Raw genomic sequence first — 14,155 nt, 5'->3', positions numbered from 1 at the left:
GCCGATCTCGGGCAGAAAACGTGAGACCGGATCACCGACCTGCAGCTTGCCTTCCTCGACCATCTGCATGACCGCCAAGCTCACGATCGGCTTGGTCATGGAATAGATACGGAAGATCGAGTCGGGCTTCATCGCATCGCCCGTCGCCGTGTCGCGTTTGCCGAGTGTCGAGATCCACGCGATCTTGCCGCGCCGCGCGACGAGCATGACTGCACCCGGCACCAGACCATCGTCGATGTGTCTCTGCGTCACCGCCTCGAGGCGCTTGAGTTGCGCCGAGGAGAGACCCACCTCCTCCGGCGTGGCCGCGCGCGGCAGCGCCGGCCCTTCGGCATGAGCAGCTGTCGCGAACGCGACGGCCGCAAGACCCGCTGCAAGAAACATCTTCTTCATGGCGTTTCTCCCGGAAAAGGCAGCCCACTATAGCGCAGTCTGTCGGCCTCGCCCTTCCAGAAGGGAGCGATGGCGCTGGAAGAGGTCGACCAGCGCATCCATGACCGCGCGCACCCGCGGCAGGGCCCTGAGGTCGCGATGGACCAGCAGCCACTGCTCGTTGGAGACCTCGGCAAGCACGCCGCCGACGCGGCGCAGCGCCGGGTCCTGGTCGCCGAGATAGCAGGGCAGCACCGCAAGGCCCGATCCGACGCGCACCGCCTCGTGCAGGACGAGCCAGTTGTTGACCCGAATCTCCGGTCGGCGGCCGAGCTGCTCTTGCAGCCAGGGCTGGCCCGGCATGTAGCTGTGGTCGTCGTCGAAGCCGATCCAGGGCTGGTCGACCAGCGCCGGCACGCTGGTGTGTTTGAGCGCGAGCTTGCGCGCTGCGTAGATCGCGTAGGCGACGTGGCAGAGCTTGCGTGTGACGATGCCGGCGAGCTCCGGTACCTGGTCGCGGATCAGAAGGTCGGCTTCGCGCCGCGACAGGTTGGCGAGCGTGTGGCTTGTGACCACCTCGAACTCGATCTGTTGCAGCCGGGCGCGCAGCAGCGGCAGATGACGCGCCACCAGCACGGCCATGGCCTCGCCGGCCGACAGCCGCACGACGCCGCTCACCGTGTCGCTGAGGCCCGCGCTGCGCCGGTGGATCGAGTGCGCCGCCTTCTCCATCGCCTCGGTGTCGGCCAGCAGCTGCTCGCCGGCACTGGTTGGCGCGAAGCGGTCGGGCAGGCGCTCGAACAGGCGGGCGCCGATCTGCTTCTCCAGCGCCTGCACGCGGCGCGCGACCGTCGGATGGCTGACGCCCAGCGACTTGGCCGCCGTCGTCAGCGTGCCCTCGCGCGCGAGCGTCAGGAACACCCGCAGATCGTCCCAATTGGCGTCCGTCATCGCAGCCCTCCTGCCCTGTTCATATTTGTACAATGACTTTTCCAAATTGTGGACTGACGAATGCCGGCGTTCATCCTAGCGTGGCACTCGGAAAAGCCCGAAACTGCCCGTTGGAGCAGCGTCCATGCATATCGAACCGCGTCTTCTGGTCTTCACGAAAGGGGTGCGCTGGCGGATCGCCGGCGCCGTGGCGATCGGCCTCGTCGCCGTCGGCCTCGGCATCGCCCGCCTCGGCCTGCTGGGCTGGCTGATCGGCCAGGTTTTCCTGGGCCGGCCGCTGTCCGACCTCGTGCTGCCGGCCGTGCTGATCGCCGCTGTCATGGTGCTGCGTGGTGGCGCCGAGCATTGGCGCGCCGTGGTGGCGCACGAGACCGCGGCGCGGGTGCAGAAGGCGCTGCGCCGCACGCTCTACGAGAAGGTGGCGTCGCTCGGGCCGGGCACCGTCGGCCGCCAGCGTTCGGGCGGCCTCACGCTCTCCATGATCGACGGCGTCGAGCAGCTCGAAACCTATTTCGGCCAGTTCCTGCCGCAGTTCCTGATCGCGCTGCTCTCGCCGCTGCTGATCTTCGCGGTCGTGTCCTTCATCGACCTGCCGGTGGCTCTGGTAATGCTGGGCTTCGCGCTGCTGGCGCTGTTTGCGCCCGCGCTCTGGCACAAATGGGACGTCCGCGCCTCAATCGGCCGGATGAATGCCTACAAGTCGTTCGCCGCCGAGTTCCTCGATTCGATCCAGGGCCTGGCCACGCTAAAGGCGTTCGGCCAGGGCAGGGCGCGCGCCGACAAGCTCGAAGTCGAGGCACGCGATCTCTTCCGCCGCACCATGTGGGTGCTGGGCACCAACTCGCTGGCGCGCGGCATCACCGATGCCTCGATCGCGGGCGGCGCCGCGGCGGCGCTGATCTACGGCGCGTCGCGGGTCGAGGCCGGCGCCATGTCGCTCACCTCGCTGCTGATCATCATGATGCTGGGTATCGAAATCTTCCGGCCGATGCGCGAGCTCAGGACCGTGCTGCACCAGGGCATGGTCGGCCTCTCCGCCGCGCAAGGCATCTATCGCATCCTCGACGACACGCCGTCGGTCGCCGATGCAGCGCCGGCCAAACTCGACGCCGCGCTGAGCCCTACGATCGCCTTCAAGAACGTGCGCTTCGCCTATCCGGGCACGCGCCGCACAGTGCATGACGGCCTCTCCTTCACCGCAGCGGCCGGCGAGCGGCTGGGGCTGGTCGGCTCCTCGGGTGGCGGCAAGTCGTCGATCGTGCGCCTGCTGCTGCGCTTCTACGATCCCGACGCCGGTCGCATCATCCTGGGCGGCCACGACCTGCGCGCCCTCAGCTTCGAGCAGATCCGCTCGCTGATCTCGGTGGTGAACCAGGACACGTTTCTTTTTCACGGCACCGTCGAGGAGAACATCCGGCTCGGCCGTCCCGCCGCCTCGCAACAGGAGCTGGAGGCCGCCGCCCGCGTCGCCAACATCCACGACTTCATCCGCAGCATGCCGCAGGGCTACCAGACGATCATCGGCGAGAAAGGCATCAAACTCTCGGGCGGCCAGCGCCAGCGCGTCGCTATCGCTCGCGCGCTGCTGCGCGACACGCCGATCCTGGTGCTCGACGAGGCGCTCTCCGCCGTCGACGCCGAGAACGAGGCGGTGATCCAGGAGGCGCTCGACCGCCTGATGCGCGGCCGCACCACTGTGATCCTGGCGCATCGCCTGTCGAGCGTGATCGACTGTGATCGCATCCTCGTCCTCGACCAAGGCAAGGTGGCGGAGGAAGGACGCCACGCCGAGCTGATGGCACGCGGCGGCGTCTATGCGGCGCTGATGGCCGAGCAGGCACGCGAACAGCAGGCCGGCGACCCAGCCGACCTCATCGATGCGCCGGCGCGCACCGAGTCCGTCTCCGATACGCCGGGCGGCGCGGTGAAGGCCGTGACCGAGGGCATCATCAAGGCCGAAGGCCTCACCTGGTACCAGGTGGTGGCGGCCCTGATGAAGGTGATCATGCCGTGGAAGGGCAAGCTCACCGGCACCTTCATCCTGGGCGTGTTGCGCGTCGTGGCGTTCATCGGCATCGGCGTGCTGTCGGCGCTGATCGTGCTCGCCCTCAAGGATGGCCAGCCCTATGCCGGCCTCGCCATCGCGCTCGCGGTTCTGGCACCGGTCTCGGGCGTGCTCCATTGGCTGGAATCGTGGATGGCGCACGACATGGCCTTCCGCCTGTTGGCCGAGATGCGCATCGATGCCTTCCGCAAACTCGACGCGCTGGCGCCCGCCTATCTGACGCGCCGCCGCACCGGCGACCTGATGGCGCTGGCCACCCACGACATCGAGCTGGTCGAGTATTTCTTCGCCCACACCGTGGCACCCGCCTTCGTGGCCATCCTGGTGCCGGCCGCCGTCGTCATCGCGCTTACGTCGGCCAACGGCTGGCTGGCGCTGGCACTGGCGCCCTTCCTGCTTGCCGTCGGCCTCAGCCCCTTCCTGATGCGCAAGCGCGTCGACACGCTGGGCTCCCAGGCGCGCGAGGCGGCGGGCGAACTCGGCGCCTTCGCCGTCGATTCGGTGCAGGGACTGGGCGAGATCGTGGCCTTCCAGCAGGAGCGCTCACGCGGCGACAAGCTCGACGAGCTCTCGCAGCGCCACATCTCGCTGCGCCTGCCCTTCTTCCGCGAGCTCACGCTCCAGCACGCGATCCTGGAAGTGCTGACTGGGCTCGGCGGCCTTGCCGTGGTCGCGACCGGCGCGATCCTGTCGTCGCGCGGTGCACTCGATCCCGGCCTGCTGCCGCTCATGACCGTGCTGGCGATGGCGGCCTTCCTGCCGGTGTCGGAGATCGCCCAGATCGGCCGCCAGCTGGCCGACACGCTGGGCGCCACGCGCAGGGTCTATGCGCTGGCCAACGAACCGATCCCGGTGCGCGACGGGCCGGGCGTGCCGGCGCGCAAGGGAGCGGCCGCCCTCTCGCTCGAGAAGGTGAACTTCACCTATCCCGGCCAGGCGCGCCGCGCCCTCTCCGAGGTTACGTTCGACATTCCCGCCGGCAAGACGGTGGCACTGGTCGGCACCTCGGGCGCCGGCAAGACGACGACGGCACAGCTGCTGATGCGCTTCTGGGATCCCGACTCCGGCCGCATCACGCTGAACGGCGCCGATCTCCGCCACTATAAGCTCGATGAGCTGCGCGGCCTGGTGGCGCTGGTGGCGCAGGACACCTACCTCTTCAACGACACGCTGCGCGCCAACATCCTGATCGCCCGACCCGACGCCACCGAGACCGAGCTCGCGGCCGCCATCGAGCACGCGTCGCTCACCGAACTGGTGGCTGCCCTGCCGCAGGGCCTCGATTCCCCGGTCGGCGAGCGCGGCACCAGTCTCAGTGGCGGCCAGCGCCAGCGCGTCGCCATCGCCCGAGCCTTCCTCAAGGATGCGCCCATCCTGATCCTCGACGAGGCGACCTCGCATCTCGACGCGGTGAACGAGCAGGCGGTGCGCCGCGCGCTCGACGTACTCAAGGCCGACCGCACAACCATCGTCATCGCCCATCGCCTGTCGACCGTGCGCGATGCCGACCTGATCGTGGTGCTCGACGAGGGCCGCGTGGCGGAAAGCGGCACGCACGCCCTGCTGCTTGCGCGTGGCGGACTCTACGCCCGATTGGTGTCTCGCCAGCTTGCCGCGGTGTACGCGCCCGCTGCACAGTGAGGGCATGAACCGCAAGCGCCAGCTCCACCTCAATCTTTTCATCCAGAGCCGCGGCCACCACGAAGCATCGTGGCGGCATCCAGCCTCGTCGGCGCTGGCGCTGACCGACATAGAATACTTCCGCGATCTTGCGCGGCGCGCCGAAGCCGGCCTCTTCGATTCAATCTTCCTCGCCGACACCCTCGCGCTGATGGATACCGTGGCGCATGCCGCCAGCACCTGGCTGGAGCCGATCACGACGCTGGGCGCGCTCGCCGGCTCGACCACGCACATCGGCCTGATCGCCACCGCGTCCACCACCTACTCCGAGCCATTCAATCTCGCGCGCCAGTTCGGCTCGCTCGATCACATCAGCGGCGGCCGCGTCGGCTGGAACATCGTCACCTCGTGGCTGGCCGCCGCTGCGCGCAACTACGGCGGCGAGAGTCTCGTGAGTCACGACGAGCGCTACGCTCGTGGTGAAGAGTTCGTGGCCGTCGTCAAGGCGCTGTGGGACAGCTGGGCCGACGATGCCGTGCTCGACGACCGCGCGAGCGGCCACTACGCCCGCGCCGAGCGCATCCGCGCCATCGATCACGCCGGCAGGTTCTACAAGGTCGCGGGCCCGCTCAACATGCCGCGCGGGCCGCAGGGCCGGCCGGTATTCGTGCAGGCGGGCTCGTCCGACACCGGCCGCCGCTTCGCCGCGCGGCATGCCGAGGCGGTGTTCACCGCGCAGATGGAGAAGGCGACGGCGCAGGAATTCTATGCCGACTTGAAGCGATTGGTGGTGGCGGAAGGGCGGTCCCCCGACCAGGCGCTGATCCTGCCCGGCCTCAGCGCGGTGATCGCGGCCACCGAAGCCGAGGCGAAGCGGCTCGCCCGCGATCTCAACGATCTCACCGACCCCGAGGTCGGCCGCAAGCGGCTGAGCGGCCGCTTCGGCGGCCACGACTTCTCCCATCTGCAGCTCGACAGACCGCTGGCCGCCGAGGACTTCCCCGATCCCGGCACGGTGCAGGCCGCGCGCAGTCGCACCGAAGTGATCGTGGGTTTGGTCCGTCGCGAAAAGTTCACGTTGCGCCAGCTGCTGGCTTACCTCGCCGGCGCCCGCGGCCACTTCACCACGGCCGGCACGCCCGAGCAGATCGCGGATCTCATCGAAGACTGGTTCAACAACGGCGCTGCCGACGGCTTCAACCTGATGCCGCCGCTGCTGCCCTCGATGCTCGACGTCTTCGTGGCCGAGGTGATCCCGCTCCTGCAGAAGCGCGGGCTTTTCCGGACCGCCTATGAAGGCAGGACGCTCAGGGAGCACTTCGGCCTCGCCCGGCCGGCGGGCAGGCCCTAACGTTCGGCCGGGGAGGAATAAACATGTTCAGCCACGTCACCGTCGGCAGCAACGACCTCGACAAGGCCAAGGGCTTCTACGAAGGTCTGCTCGCGCCACTCGGCCTGGTCCGCCATGTCGAGTATCCCAACGCCGCCGGTTACGGCCCCGCCGGCGGGCGGCCGCAGCTCTGGGTCCTCAACCCGGTCGACAAGAAGGCGGCCACGGTCGGCAACGGCATCACGGTCGGCCTGGAGGCGGCGAACCGCGCCGCAGTGGACGCGGCCTACAAGGCCGGCATGGCGGCCGGCGGCAAGGACGAGGGAGCGCCTGGCCTTCGTGCCCACTATCACCCGAACTACTACGGCGCCTATCTGCGCGATCCCGACGGCAACAAGGTCTGCATCGTCTGCCACAAGCCGGCGTGAGAGCCGAACGAATGAACAACAGCCTTACCCGCCGCTGGCTGCTCGCGACAGGTGCTGGCCTCGCAGCGCCAACGATCGCACGCGCCCAGTCCGGGCTGCCGCACAGGCCGATCCGCATCCTGATCGGCTTTCCCTCGAGTGGCGGTTCGGATTCCCTGATGCACATCATCGCCGGCGCGCTGCACAGCCAGATGTCGCGGAGCATCACTATCGACTACAAGCCCGGCGACTCTGGCATGGGCGCCGGCGAGCAGCTCAAGAAGGCGGCGCCGGACGGCACTGTCATCGCCTTCATGCCGAGCGCGACCATGGTCGGCAAACTCACCATTCGCGGCTTCCCGTTCGATCCCCTGACCGACATCCTGCCGCTCACGCTTGCCGGCACCTATCCGACGACCCTCGCCGTCTCGCCCAAGATCGACGTCACCACGCTGGCCGAGTATGTCGCGTGGCTGAAGGCGGGCGAGCCGGGCCGCGCCCGCTTCGGCACCACGACGCCCAGCTCCTTCACGCAGTATTTCGGGACCGCGCTCGGCCGCGAGATCGGTGTTCCGCTCGAGGCCGTGCCCTACCGCGGCGCGCGACCGCTCCTGGCCGACCTCGAGCAGGGCCGTATACCGGCCGGCACCGGCGGCATCACCTCCTTCCTCGCCCCCCATCGCGGCGGTCGGCTGAGGCTGTTGATGACCTCCGCCGCCAAGCGCATCGCCGCGGCCCCGAACGTGCCGACTGCGCTCGAGTTGGGATTTCCCAAGCTCCAGCAGTCCAGCTGGTACGCGTTCTTCGCCCCGCCCGCGATGCCGGCGGCACTGGTCGCCGCCTGGACGACGGAGCTCCGGGCCGCCCTCGAATCGCGCGAAGTCTCCGACCAGCTCCTGCAACTGGGCTTCCAGGTCGAAACCTCGACGCCGGCCGAAATGGCGGCGCGCCTCGTCGCAGACTTCCAGAGCTGGAAGGAGATGCTTGACTTACTCGGCCTCAAGCCCGTCAATTGATGCACGCCGCAAGGAGCATCGCATGCCGCCGTTCAAGGTGTTCTGGCAGCCGGGTTGAACCAGCTGCCTGAGACTCAAAGAGTTTCTATCGGTCCGTGGGATCGACTTCGTTTCCGTCAACGTTCTTGAAGACCCGGCCGGCCTGGCCGAGTTGCAGAAGCTCGGCGCCCGTTCGGTGCCGGTGCTGTCGCGCGGCGACAAATTCACCTTCGGCCAGAGCACCAGGCAGATCGTCGAGTTCCTCGGTATCGACGAGAAGTCCGGCCCCGAGCTGTCGCCGGCCGAGCTCTATGCCCGGCTCGACAAGTTCCTGACGGCGGCGCTCGAGCTGCTGCCGCAGATGCCCGGGGACCGCCTCGACACCCACGTGCCGGGCCGGCCACGCAGCTATCGCTCGCTGGGATTTCACCTGTTCCGCGTGGTCGATGCCTTCCTCGATGCCAACCAGGGCATCACCCTGGTCCAGGCGATGTTCCGCGAGGAACCGGCGGCCGACGCCGATACCGCGGCCCTCGCGGCCTACGGCACCAAGGTGCGCCAGCGTTTCCGCGACTGGTGGGCATCCGGCGACACCGACGGCGCGCGCACGCTGGACACCTACTACGGGCCGCAGAGCCTGCACGAGCTGATGGAGCGCACGACCTGGCATTCCGGCCAGCACGTGCGGCAGTACATGATGCTGCTCGAGCGCGAAGGCCAGGTCCACCATCGGCCGCTGGTCGAGGCCGACTTCGCCCGCCTGCCGATGCCGCAAAACGTCTGGGACGGCTGAGAGGCGCAACCTCCGGCCGGCGCATGCGTTCACTGCTCAGGAATTCACCCGGAGCGGAGAACGATCATGCGCGCCAACGGCACGGCCACGGCCAACAGCACCAAGGATCTGGTCAAGGAAATCTCGGTCCTCAAGGCGCAGCTCAAGAAGCTGTCGACATCCATCGAGAAGGACGCCGGCGGCGCCCTCGGCGAGATCCAGGCCAAGAGCAAGGAAGCCATCGACGAGGTCCTCGAGACGGCGCAGGCCTTCATCGACGACTACTCCGACAGCGCCAGGGAGACCACCAAGGCCCTGCTGAACAAGTCGGCCGAACTGCGCGACGAGGCGACCGAGACCCTGATCGAGACGGTAAAAGCCCGTCCGATCGCCACGCTCGCCACCGTGATCGGCATCGGCTTCCTCGCGGGGTATCTTTGTCGTCGGAGCTAGCCCTCGGGCACACGCCAAAAAGAAAAGCACAAGCGGAGCATCGGCCATGGCGATAATTGCCCCCCTGCTCCGCCTCGCGGTCGCCTCGGCGGCCGCGCGCACCATGCGTCATGCCGCCGTCGACGTGGCGCTTCGCCTGATGTTGATCCTGAGCGCCGCAATCGCCGGCGCCGTTGGCGTACTGTGCTTCACCTATGCCGGCCTCACCATCCTGCAGCGCCACCTCGATCCCGCCGAGGTCTGGGGCATCGTGGGCAGCCTCTACGGGCTGGCCGGCGTCGCGCTCTACTTGGCCGCCACCCGGCGCCGTCGCGGCATCTGACGCGTCACCGACGCCAGAGGCGGCTTGACCGCCAGGCGCTCGCTCACCGGCCGGTCGTCCGACAGCAGAACTTCCAGCCAGCGCAATGACGGCAGATGGGCTGCGATGGTGCTGAGCAGGATCAGGAGCGGCACCGCCACGATGGCGCCGACGACCCCCCACATCCAGCCGAGCAGTGCAATTGAGACGAACACCGCTACGGTGTTGAGGGCGCAGCGGCGGCTCACGAATGTCGGCGTGACGAACTGCGACTCGGCGACATGGATGACTGTGAGCACCACGGGCACGGCCACGATGCGCGGCCAGTCCTCGAACGAGAGCAGCGCCACCAGGGTGACCAGCGCGATCACCGCCGGCGCGCCGACGAAGGGCACGAACGAGGCGAGCCCCAGGGCGACACCCCACATGATGGCGTTGGGCACGTCGAGCAGCGCCAGCGCCACCGCTGATGCCACCGCCACGCAGGCGTAGATCACGGCCAGCGCGAACAGGTAGTGCCCGACGCGGTCGTTGATGTCGCGCATCACGCGCGCCAGCCTCACGCGCATCGACCAGGTCGCGGGAATGCGCAGGAACTGGCGACGATGGCTGTTGCGGTTGGCGAGCAGCATGAAGGCGAGCACGCCGGCATAGCCGATCTGCAGCACAACCCCGGGGGTCGTGCTGGCCAGTTCGCCCAGAAGTGATTTTTCGCGCACCACCACCTTTTCGGAGGTCGTCGTGGTCGTGCTGCCGACGGGCGCCGCCGTGGCCGCCTGCTCGACCCGGTCCGACACTTCCTTCACCGCGGCCAGCGATTTGCGCAGACCCTCGAGCTTGCGCTCCAGCGTGTAGGTGAGCGACGGCGCCTGGTCGGCCCAGCTCGAAAGCGAGGGCATGGCGACTGCCAGCAGGCCGGCCAGGACCAGCGCCAGCAGCAACACCGAAGCGGCGGCGGCCGGCGTGCTGGGAAGATGCACCCGCTCAAAAGCGCTGGCGACCGGGGTCAGCATCAACGCCAGGACGATCGCACCTGCGGTCGGGATCAGGAAATCGCGCGCCAGGTAACCCACGACACCGACGGCGCAAACCGCCAGCACGATCAAGGGTCGGCGAATCGCCGAACCGCCGCGCAGATGAACGGTGGGCACACGCACTGTCGGTTTTTCGACCACCCACACCTCGCTGGTTTGGCACAACGCGGAACGCGGCAAATGGTTGCCGGGGATAACGGCGAAACCGCCGGAAACCGCGACCATGGTCGGGGCGTTGTTCCGGCATCCATGCAAGGAGGTGTTCCATGCTTCTCGGTATCCACAGGCGCGCTGCCCTCGTCGCCGGTCTTCTGGCCGGTAGCGCCATCCTGCTGGTCCCCGGCCTCACGAAGGGATATGCCGCGGACCTTGCCGCCGCAGCGCCGGCCGCCGCCCCGGCAAAGCCACGCCCCGGCTATATCGTGTTCTTCGAACCGGGCCGCCCCGAGGTTTCGCCTGCGGCAGCCGACACGATCCGGCTCGCCGCCCGCGCCGCGCGGTCGAGCAAGGCCCCCATCATCCGCCTCGTCGGCCACGCCGATCATGCCGAAGCGGTGAAGGCCGAACTGGTCCGCCAGGGCATCTCTGCGCAGTCCGTCGTTCTGGTTGGCCGCGATGACAATCCGATCGTGCGAGCTTCGACCGGCGTGGCCGAGCCGCTGAACCGGCGCGTGCTGATCGCCTTCTAAAAGCTCGCAGCCGCCGGTTCCTCGCTGCGGGACCGGCGGCTTGCCGCGAGGTGAGCGGACCCTAGGCTACCGGGAGATCTCGATCTAAGGCTGGACCTTCGTGTTCTCGCGCACCCAGGCCCGGGCGGCGCGAAGGTTGTTGAAGACCTTCACCGGCCTTTCGTCGGCGGTGAGTTCGGCGAATTTCATGGCCTGCTCGCCGCGCTTGGGATCGACGACAAAGGCCAGTGGTCCGCGCGACCCGGCCTTGGGGTCGGCGCGCATGAAGGCGGCGATGGCCGCCATCCGGTTTTCGTCAATGGGTGAGGTCCCGGCCGTCGTGTCGATGATCTTGCCGTAGTGCTGCCGGCCCGTCTCCAGGAAGGCGCGCACGACCTCCATGATGTCGTCGGGCGTGGCCTCGCCCAGGACGACGGCGATCACAAGGCGGTCGAGGTCGGAGATGTCGAAATGGATCGGCATGAGCCTCCGGAGGTTCGATCGGCGACGATTTCAGCCGCATCATAGCCTGTACGCCGGGCGCTATCTTGCAGCATTTTTGTAGGTTGCACTTCCGACGCAACAGGTATTGCGTCCGTCAGCGTCGCGGCTCGATCGCTGCACTCTCGTCGAGCCACCGGCGCGCGGCATGGAGGCTGTGGAAGATTTTTACCGGGCGCTCGCCGGCCGTGAGCTCGACGAATTTCGCTGAGAAGAAGTCGGGCCGGTTGGGATTGACGACGAAGGCCAACGGTCCGCGGGATGCCGCCTTGGGGTCGGCCCGCAGGAAGGCGGCGACGGTTGCCACCCCGGCCTCGTCGATCGCCAGGACACCGGCCGTGGTATCGACGATCTTGCGATAGTGCATCGAGCCCGATTCCGCGAACTGGCGCGCCAGGCCCGCGACATCGGCGGCGGTGACGTCACCCATGACGACGGCAATGACGATCCTGTCCAGATGGGAGATGTCGAGATGGATCGGCATGGGCTCCCCGTGTGACGTTGGATAGCATCTTGCCGGTCTGCGGAGAGTTCTTGCAGATCGCGGCCTTTGCTCGTTGCATGTCGAACGCGAACGGTCTTGCCAATGGCAGAATCTAGCATGGATGTGGGACCAGGAGGGAGGTTGGATTCACCATGAAAGGCCGATCTCCCCGAGTTTTCGGGAATCGCACCGGTTTGGCCCGGCGCTTGGCGCTAGCCACGCTCACGGTCGCGGCGGCGATTTTCGTCGGGCTCGGCTTGCTGGAAGGCCTGACCCGCTTGCTCTTTCCGGCATTCGATCCGTCGGGCAGGTTCGAGTTCCGCTATCCGGCGGGGTCGCTCACTCTGGGGCAGCCCGGCACCCACACACGCCAGGCGAAGAACACCGGCGACTATGACGTCGCCGTCAGGATCAACCGTCATGGCCTGCGCGACGACAAGGACATCGCCGAAGCCACGGCCGGCGACCTCGTGGTCGTGGGCGATTCGTTTGCCTGGGGCTGGGGCGTCGAGGCGCCGGACCGGTTCTCGGAGCGCTTGCAGGTCCTGACCGGACGGCGGGCCTATAACCTCGCCACACCCACCGACCTCGCAGGCTATGCCGCGCTGCTGGACTATGCCCAGTCCCTCGGCGCGCGAATCGGCCAGGTCGTGCTGGCGGTGTGCCTGGAGAACGATCTCGGTCCCTACGACGGCGGCGAGGAACGAACGGAAGACCGGACACAAGGCCCCGGCTGGAAACAGTGGCTGACGGAACGCTCGGCGACCTACCTGCTGCTGACGACGGTGATCCACCAGACGCCGCGACTGAAGGCGCTCGCAGTCGGCGTCGGCGCCATCGTGCCCAACCTCGAGGGGATGGCGAGGAACGTTTACGATCCCGCGGTGATCGATGCCTCAGCAGACATGCTGCAGGCTCTGGCGACGCGTTACCGCCTGCTGGTGCTGCTGATCCCCTCGCGCGCCCTGTGGATCGGCGACAGTCGCGCAACCGAAGACCGGATTCACCAGGCACTTGTGGCGGCGCTCATCGGTCGCGGCGTCGCGGTGCTCGACCTGCGTCCGCCGCTCGAAGCCGGCGGTACGCCGCTCGTGTACCATTTCGCCAACGACGGCCACTGGAACGCCCGAGGCCACCGGCTCGCCGCCGAGGCGATCGCCATGTGCTTGGCGGACGGGATCTGCCTGCACAATGCAGGCACACCGACGGGATCGACCACAAGATAGGCCTATTGACTCCTATCAACCTATCCTCTATTCCTATCCACAGCGGTGCCCCCGAGGGAAGGAGAATCTCAGAATGTCCAAACAACCCAGGCACTTCGGTATTCCCGGGCGCAGCCCCGCCGGGATGGCGCTCGAGGATTGGGTGCGCCAACCCTTTTCCGACGATCTCCTGACGACACCGCCAAAGGCAGCGACGGAAGCCTCCGTGGTCGCGTCACGGCCCAAGCTGCTCGCCTGTGCGCCGGCCAGTCCCAAGCGGTTGCGCACCCCGTCCCGCCAGCGCGCCGCTTTCCTGCGCCAGCTCGAACGCTGCGGTTCGGCGGCCGAGGCGGCAACCCGCGCCGGCATCAACCGCGGCTCGGTCTATCGCTGGCGGGCCAGGAACCCCGCCTTCGCCGGGCGCTGGGACGCCGCCATCCGGCGCTACGCCAGGGAAGTCGGCGATGACATCGTGCTGGCGGCACACAAGCCCAACGTCCAGCCCTACTACTACCGCGGCAAGAAGGTGGGCGAGCGGCGCCGGGTAAACGTGAGGCTGATGATCCATGTGCAGAACCGGCTTGATGCCGATCGCCGGCGTGCCGAAGATCGCGCCGAGCGCCGCGAGCTGCTGCTGTTGCAGGCCGAACTGGCGAATGCGAATCGCGAAAACAATCAGCCGGCGACTCCCGCCCCGGTAGCGGCCAAGCCCTGATCGTCGTGGCCGATCAACGGTTTGGCACGCCGGGCGCGGCGCACCGTCGACGCAAACCTATGACTCCGCTAGTTGCCCTTCAAAATCTTCGCTGCGGCGTCGGCGAAGACCTGGCAGCCCAGCACGATGTCGGCATCGGCGGTGTTCTCGGTGAAGTGGTGCGAGATGCCGCCGATCGAGGGCACGAACATCATGGCCGCGGGAATTTTCAGGCCGATCACCTGCGCGTCGTGGCCGGCGCCGGACGGCATGCGGATGTGCTTCTCGGGCGCATGTGCCACG

General features: G+C 67.8%; 16 protein-coding genes. 10 read left to right on the top strand and 6 right to left on the bottom strand.

The features are described 5' to 3' along the window. Window positions 1–393: serine hydrolase domain-containing protein (locus EPO55_RS21350; RefSeq protein WP_296339296.1), on the bottom strand; the 393-nt coding region annotated here is incomplete at its 3' end. Between the two features lie 27 nt (window positions 394–420). Then, window positions 421–1,323, bottom strand: a complete 903-nt coding sequence (locus EPO55_RS21345) for a LysR family transcriptional regulator (protein WP_296339295.1) — start codon at window positions 1,321–1,323, stop codon at window positions 421–423. Between the two features lie 124 nt (window positions 1,324–1,447). Between EPO55_RS21345 and EPO55_RS21340 the strand changes: the two genes are divergently transcribed. From EPO55_RS21340 to EPO55_RS21310, 7 genes are all read left to right on the top strand, one after another. Then, complete coding sequence (locus EPO55_RS21340; protein ID WP_296339293.1) at window positions 1,448–5,029, top strand: ABC transporter ATP-binding protein; 3,582 nt, start codon at window positions 1,448–1,450, stop codon at window positions 5,027–5,029. Between the two features lie 4 nt (window positions 5,030–5,033). Continuing rightward, window positions 5,034–6,359, top strand: a complete 1,326-nt coding sequence (locus tag EPO55_RS21335) for an LLM class flavin-dependent oxidoreductase (RefSeq protein ID WP_296339291.1) — start codon at window positions 5,034–5,036, stop codon at window positions 6,357–6,359. 23 nt (window positions 6,360–6,382) lie between these two features. Beyond that, entirely contained in the window at window positions 6,383–6,766 is a 384-nt protein-coding gene (locus EPO55_RS21330) for a VOC family protein (protein ID WP_296339289.1), read from the top strand. 11 nt (window positions 6,767–6,777) lie between these two features. Further along, window positions 6,778–7,761, top strand: a complete 984-nt coding sequence (locus tag EPO55_RS21325; RefSeq protein ID WP_296339288.1) for a tripartite tricarboxylate transporter substrate-binding protein — start codon at window positions 6,778–6,780, stop codon at window positions 7,759–7,761. A 67-nt stretch (window positions 7,762–7,828) separates the two neighbouring features. Further along, complete coding sequence (locus EPO55_RS21320; RefSeq protein ID WP_296339298.1) at window positions 7,829–8,533, top strand: DinB family protein; 705 nt, start codon at window positions 7,829–7,831, stop codon at window positions 8,531–8,533. 66 nt (window positions 8,534–8,599) lie between these two features. Further along, window positions 8,600–8,965, top strand: a complete 366-nt coding sequence (locus EPO55_RS21315; protein ID WP_296339287.1) for a hypothetical protein — start codon at window positions 8,600–8,602, stop codon at window positions 8,963–8,965. 46 nt (window positions 8,966–9,011) lie between these two features. Continuing rightward, window positions 9,012–9,287 (top strand): hypothetical protein, encoded by a 276-nt coding sequence (locus EPO55_RS21310; RefSeq protein ID WP_296339286.1) that lies wholly within the window; start codon window positions 9,012–9,014, stop codon window positions 9,285–9,287. Here EPO55_RS21310 and EPO55_RS21305 read toward each other — a convergent pair. Further along, window positions 9,251–10,441 carry an AI-2E family transporter gene (locus tag EPO55_RS21305; protein WP_296339285.1) on the bottom strand — a complete coding sequence of 397 codons (1,191 nt, stop codon included), beginning with the start codon at window positions 10,439–10,441 and terminating at the stop codon, window positions 9,251–9,253. The genes EPO55_RS21310 and EPO55_RS21305 overlap by 37 nt on opposite strands. A 125-nt stretch (window positions 10,442–10,566) precedes the next feature. Here EPO55_RS21305 and EPO55_RS21300 point away from each other — a divergent pair, with 125 nt between their 5' ends. Continuing rightward, window positions 10,567–10,989, top strand: coding sequence for a hypothetical protein (locus EPO55_RS21300; protein WP_296339284.1), 423 nt, complete (start codon window positions 10,567–10,569; stop codon window positions 10,987–10,989). An 84-nt stretch (window positions 10,990–11,073) separates the two neighbouring features. Here the strand turns inward: EPO55_RS21300 and EPO55_RS21295 are convergent, their stop codons facing one another. Both EPO55_RS21295 and EPO55_RS21290 read right to left on the bottom strand, forming a co-directional pair. Next, window positions 11,074–11,451: a hypothetical protein gene (locus tag EPO55_RS21295; RefSeq protein WP_296339283.1), complete on the bottom strand. Its 378-nt coding sequence runs from the start codon at window positions 11,449–11,451 to the stop codon at window positions 11,074–11,076. 115 nt (window positions 11,452–11,566) lie between these two features. Continuing rightward, on the bottom strand, window positions 11,567–11,953 hold the full coding sequence (locus tag EPO55_RS21290; RefSeq protein WP_296339282.1) for a hypothetical protein: 387 nt from the start codon (window positions 11,951–11,953) through the stop codon (window positions 11,567–11,569). A gap of 194 nt (window positions 11,954–12,147) precedes the next feature. Here EPO55_RS21290 and EPO55_RS21285 point away from each other — a divergent pair, with 194 nt between their 5' ends. Both EPO55_RS21285 and EPO55_RS21280 read left to right on the top strand, forming a co-directional pair. After that, a complete protein-coding gene (locus EPO55_RS21285) occupies window positions 12,148–13,179 on the top strand; it encodes an SGNH/GDSL hydrolase family protein (RefSeq protein ID WP_296339281.1) in 1,032 nt (343 codons plus the stop codon). Between the two features lie 73 nt (window positions 13,180–13,252). Next, window positions 13,253–13,873, top strand: a complete 621-nt coding sequence (locus tag EPO55_RS21280) for a helix-turn-helix domain-containing protein (protein WP_296339280.1) — start codon at window positions 13,253–13,255, stop codon at window positions 13,871–13,873. 68 nt (window positions 13,874–13,941) lie between these two features. Here EPO55_RS21280 and EPO55_RS21275 read toward each other — a convergent pair. Continuing rightward, window positions 13,942–14,155, bottom strand: a 214-nt coding sequence (locus EPO55_RS21275) for a M20/M25/M40 family metallo-hydrolase (RefSeq protein WP_296339278.1), incomplete at its 5' end; no start/stop codon positions are given.

This window comes from Reyranella sp. (assembly GCF_004296935.1).
Lineage (GTDB): Bacteria > Pseudomonadota > Alphaproteobacteria > Reyranellales > Reyranellaceae > Reyranella.
Note: the sequence above shows the minus strand (reverse complement) of the source record. Positions and strands in the feature narration are given on the sequence as shown.

Excerpts from the sequence above, each read along its gene's own strand:
- EPO55_RS21345 (WP_296339295.1), bottom strand. The coding sequence starts at position 1,323 with ATGACGGACGCCAATTGGGACGATCTGCGGGTGTTCCTGACGCTCGCG.
- EPO55_RS21340 (WP_296339293.1), top strand. The coding sequence starts at position 1,448 with ATGCATATCGAACCGCGTCTTCTGGTCTTCACGAAAGGGGTGCGCTGG.
- EPO55_RS21335 (WP_296339291.1), top strand. The coding sequence starts at position 5,034 with ATGAACCGCAAGCGCCAGCTCCACCTCAATCTTTTCATCCAGAGCCGC.
- EPO55_RS21330 (WP_296339289.1), top strand. The coding sequence starts at position 6,383 with ATGTTCAGCCACGTCACCGTCGGCAGCAACGACCTCGACAAGGCCAAG.
- EPO55_RS21325 (WP_296339288.1), top strand. The coding sequence starts at position 6,778 with ATGAACAACAGCCTTACCCGCCGCTGGCTGCTCGCGACAGGTGCTGGC.
- EPO55_RS21315 (WP_296339287.1), top strand. The coding sequence starts at position 8,600 with ATGCGCGCCAACGGCACGGCCACGGCCAACAGCACCAAGGATCTGGTC.
- EPO55_RS21310 (WP_296339286.1), top strand. The coding sequence starts at position 9,012 with ATGGCGATAATTGCCCCCCTGCTCCGCCTCGCGGTCGCCTCGGCGGCC.
- EPO55_RS21300 (WP_296339284.1), top strand. The coding sequence starts at position 10,567 with ATGCTTCTCGGTATCCACAGGCGCGCTGCCCTCGTCGCCGGTCTTCTG.
- EPO55_RS21295 (WP_296339283.1), bottom strand. The coding sequence starts at position 11,451 with ATGCCGATCCATTTCGACATCTCCGACCTCGACCGCCTTGTGATCGCC.
- EPO55_RS21290 (WP_296339282.1), bottom strand. The coding sequence starts at position 11,953 with ATGCCGATCCATCTCGACATCTCCCATCTGGACAGGATCGTCATTGCC.
- EPO55_RS21280 (WP_296339280.1), top strand. The coding sequence starts at position 13,253 with ATGTCCAAACAACCCAGGCACTTCGGTATTCCCGGGCGCAGCCCCGCC.